Annotated in this window: 3 protein-coding genes; all 3 read right to left on the bottom strand. The window is 68.7% G+C overall.

Going from position 1 to position 2,980, the window contains the following annotated elements; translation table 11 throughout:
• Positions 1 to 352: cytochrome c-type biogenesis protein CcmH (locus VFZ20_RS24825; protein ID WP_329686651.1), on the bottom strand; the 352-nt coding region annotated here is incomplete at its 3' end.
• A 2-nt stretch (positions 353 to 354) separates the two neighbouring features.
• Complete coding sequence (locus VFZ20_RS24830) at positions 355 to 2,415, bottom strand: heme lyase CcmF/NrfE family subunit (RefSeq protein WP_329686652.1); 2,061 nt, start codon at positions 2,413 to 2,415, stop codon at positions 355 to 357.
• A complete protein-coding gene (locus tag VFZ20_RS24835) occupies positions 2,412 to 2,834 on the bottom strand; it encodes a cytochrome c maturation protein CcmE (RefSeq protein ID WP_329686653.1) in 423 nt (140 codons plus the stop codon). Before VFZ20_RS24835 ends, VFZ20_RS24830 begins: the two co-directional genes overlap by 4 nt.
• Between the last annotated feature and the right edge of the window lie 146 nt (positions 2,835 to 2,980).

Here is a 2,980-nt window from a genome sequence, read left to right on the forward strand (position 1 = left end):
CCAGCGCCGCGGGCAGGACGAGCCACGCCAGCAGCCCCACGCCGCTGCGCTTGGGCACGGCGCGCCACTCCTCGCCGTGGCGGGCCAGCACGCCCTCCACGATCTGCTCCACGCCCAGCCCCTCCGCCGCCATCCCGCGGATGGAGTCGCGCAGGGCCTCGGCGTTGGGCGAGGGGCACACCTCCAGCATGAGCCCGGGGCAGAACGGCGACCGCAGCCGGCCAATGGCCTCGTCCGCCGTCTTCTGCGCCTGCTCCGGCGTCACCTGCGCGGCCACCGGCATCGCCATCGCCGCGAGGGCCAGGAGGAGGACCGCCACGAGGCGGAGGGAGCGGATCCGGTCGATCTTCATCTTCACGCCTCCACCAGCTCGGCTTCCGTCATGGCGATGCGCTCGGGCGCGCGGACTTTCTGGCGGACGGGGTTGGGCCGCGCGGGCTCGGCGCCGGGCCACAGGGCCACCAGCGTGCCCAGGGCCATGATGAACCCGCCGATCCAGATCCACGGAACCAGCGGCTGCACCAGCACCCGAAAGGTGACGATGGGCCGCGGGTTGGTGCCCTGCACCACGCCGTTGATGTCGTCGATGCCGGCCAGGATCAGGTACAGGTCCTCGTTCCACGCGCGGCGGATGCCCACCTCGGACGCCACTTCCTCGCGCTGGCGGTACGAGCGCTTCTCCGCCGTCAGCACGCCGGCGGGGCGGCCGTTACGGGCCACGTCCACGGACGCGATCACCTTGGTCATGTTGGGCGCGGGGTACGCCGACATGGCCTGGTAGGTGAGCGTGTACTCGTGCCCGAACGGCGAGCCGATGCGCATCTGCTCACCCGGGCGCAGCGAAACCTGCTTTTCCACGTCGTACGCGGCGCCCGCGAAGCCCATGAACATCACCACGAAGCCGGCGTGCACCACGTATCCGCCGTAGCGGCGCCGGTTGCGCTCCATCAGGTGCACGAACGCCAGGGCCAGCCCCTCGCCCTCGATGCGCGCCCGGGCCCGCGTGCCCTTCCAGAACTCCACCACGATGGTGGTCATGGTAAAGGCGCCCAGGACGAACGTCAGCAGGGCCTGGACGTGGCGCACGCCCATCGCGAAGAGCACGACGGCGACCGCCAGCGCCACGCCCACGGGCGCGCTGAAGTTGCGCACCAGGTTGCGGGCCGTGGCCTTGCGCCAGGCGATGATGGGGCCGATGCCCAGCAGCCCCAGCAGCAGCAGGCCCAGGGGGATGTTCACCCGGTTGAAGAAGGGCGGGCCCACCGTGATCTTGTTGCCCGTCAGCCCCTCGGAGATCAGGGGGAACATGGTTCCCCACAGCACCGTGAGCATGGCGGCGATGAACACCAGGTTGTTGAGCAGGAACGCGCCCTCGCGGCTCACGGCGCTCTCCAGCCGGTTCTCCGGCAGGAACGCCTTGCGCCGCCACCACACCAGCGCGCCGCACGAGATCACCAGGAAGGACAGGAAGCCCAGGAAGATCCAGGAGATCGTGAGGTTCTGCGCGAACGAGTGCACGCTCTCGATGAGCCCCGACCGCGTGAGGAACGTGGCGAAGATGCTCAGCAGGAAGGTGCCCAGGATGAGCAGCACGTTCCACAGCTTGAGCATGCCGCGCTTTTCCTGGATCATCACCGAGTGCAGGAACGCCGTGCCCGTGAGCCAGGGCAGCAGCGACGCGTTCTCCACCGGGTCCCAGAACCAGTAGCCGCCCCAGCCCAGCTCCACGTACGCCCACATCATCCCGAAGATGATGCCGTTGGTGAGAAAGAACCACGCGAGCAGCGTCCACCGCCGCGTCGTGGTGATCCACCGCGTGTCCAGCCGCCCCGAGAGCAGCGCGCTGACGGCGAAGGCGAAGGGGATGGTGAACGCCGTGAAGCCCAGGTACAGCGTGGGCGGGTGGATGGTCATCCAGTAGTTCTGCAGCTGCGGATTGAGCCCCCGGCCGTCGGCGGGAGTAAAGTCCATCAGCTCGAACGGATTGGACGCGAAGATGACCACGCCCATGAAAAAGGCGAGAACGACCAGCAGCGTGCCGGCCACGTACGGCATGAACTCGCGGTTCTGCCGCCGGTTCTGCCACACGACGATGGACGCGAACAGGGACAGCAGGAGGGCCCAGAACACCAGCGACCCCGTCTGTCCCGCCCACAGCCCCGTGATCTTGTAGTACAGCGACAGCTCGCGGTTGCTGTAGCCCGCCACGTAGCGGTAGCCGTACTCGTTGCCCACGAACGCGGCGATGATGGACGCGGCCGCCACGACGAGCAGCCCCAGCACCGCGAAGACGGACCGCTCGGCGCTCAGCACCCAGTCGCCGCGGCCGCGGCGCCCGCCGGCAAAGGCCAGCACGGCGCCGAAGAGCGAGAGGATCAGCGCGACCCAGAGGGCGACTTCCCCGATCTGCGTCACGTGCGGAAGTCCTCCTCCACGGCCTCGTAGCGAGAGCCGCACTTGGTGAGCACGGTGGTGGCCGCGAAGCTGCCGTCCGCCGCGAGCTTGCCTTCGACCACCACGTCGCGTCCCTCCTCGAAGGTGTCGGGGAGGGGGCCGTTGTGGTGCACGTCGTAGCGCGTGCGGCCGCTGGCGATGTCCATGATGGTGAACCGCAGGTCCAGCGTGCGCGGGTCGTACTTGACGGTCCCCGGCACCACGCGGCCGCCCATCTTGATGCCCAGCTCGCGCGCCGTCGGGTCGGCCGTCAGCCGGGCCGCCAGCTCGTCGGGCGTGTAGTAGTACATCATGGAGCTCCTGGCGCCGGTGACGGCCAGGTACACCACGACGCCCACCAGCGCCACGGCGCCGGCGATGAACCTGCTTTGCTTCTTCACGGGTGGACTCCTCCGCGGCGAATGCTCACTCGAGGGGGGTGAATATACTGCCGAAGCGGAAGTGGTGAAAGGGATTGCGCGTGGTGGATGGCCTGAGCGGGCGTAGGGGATTGCCTGACGTGCAGGGAATAGGGAACAGGGAATAG

It is taken from the genome of Longimicrobium sp., assembly GCF_036280135.1.
GTDB lineage: Bacteria > Gemmatimonadota > Gemmatimonadetes > Longimicrobiales > Longimicrobiaceae > Longimicrobium.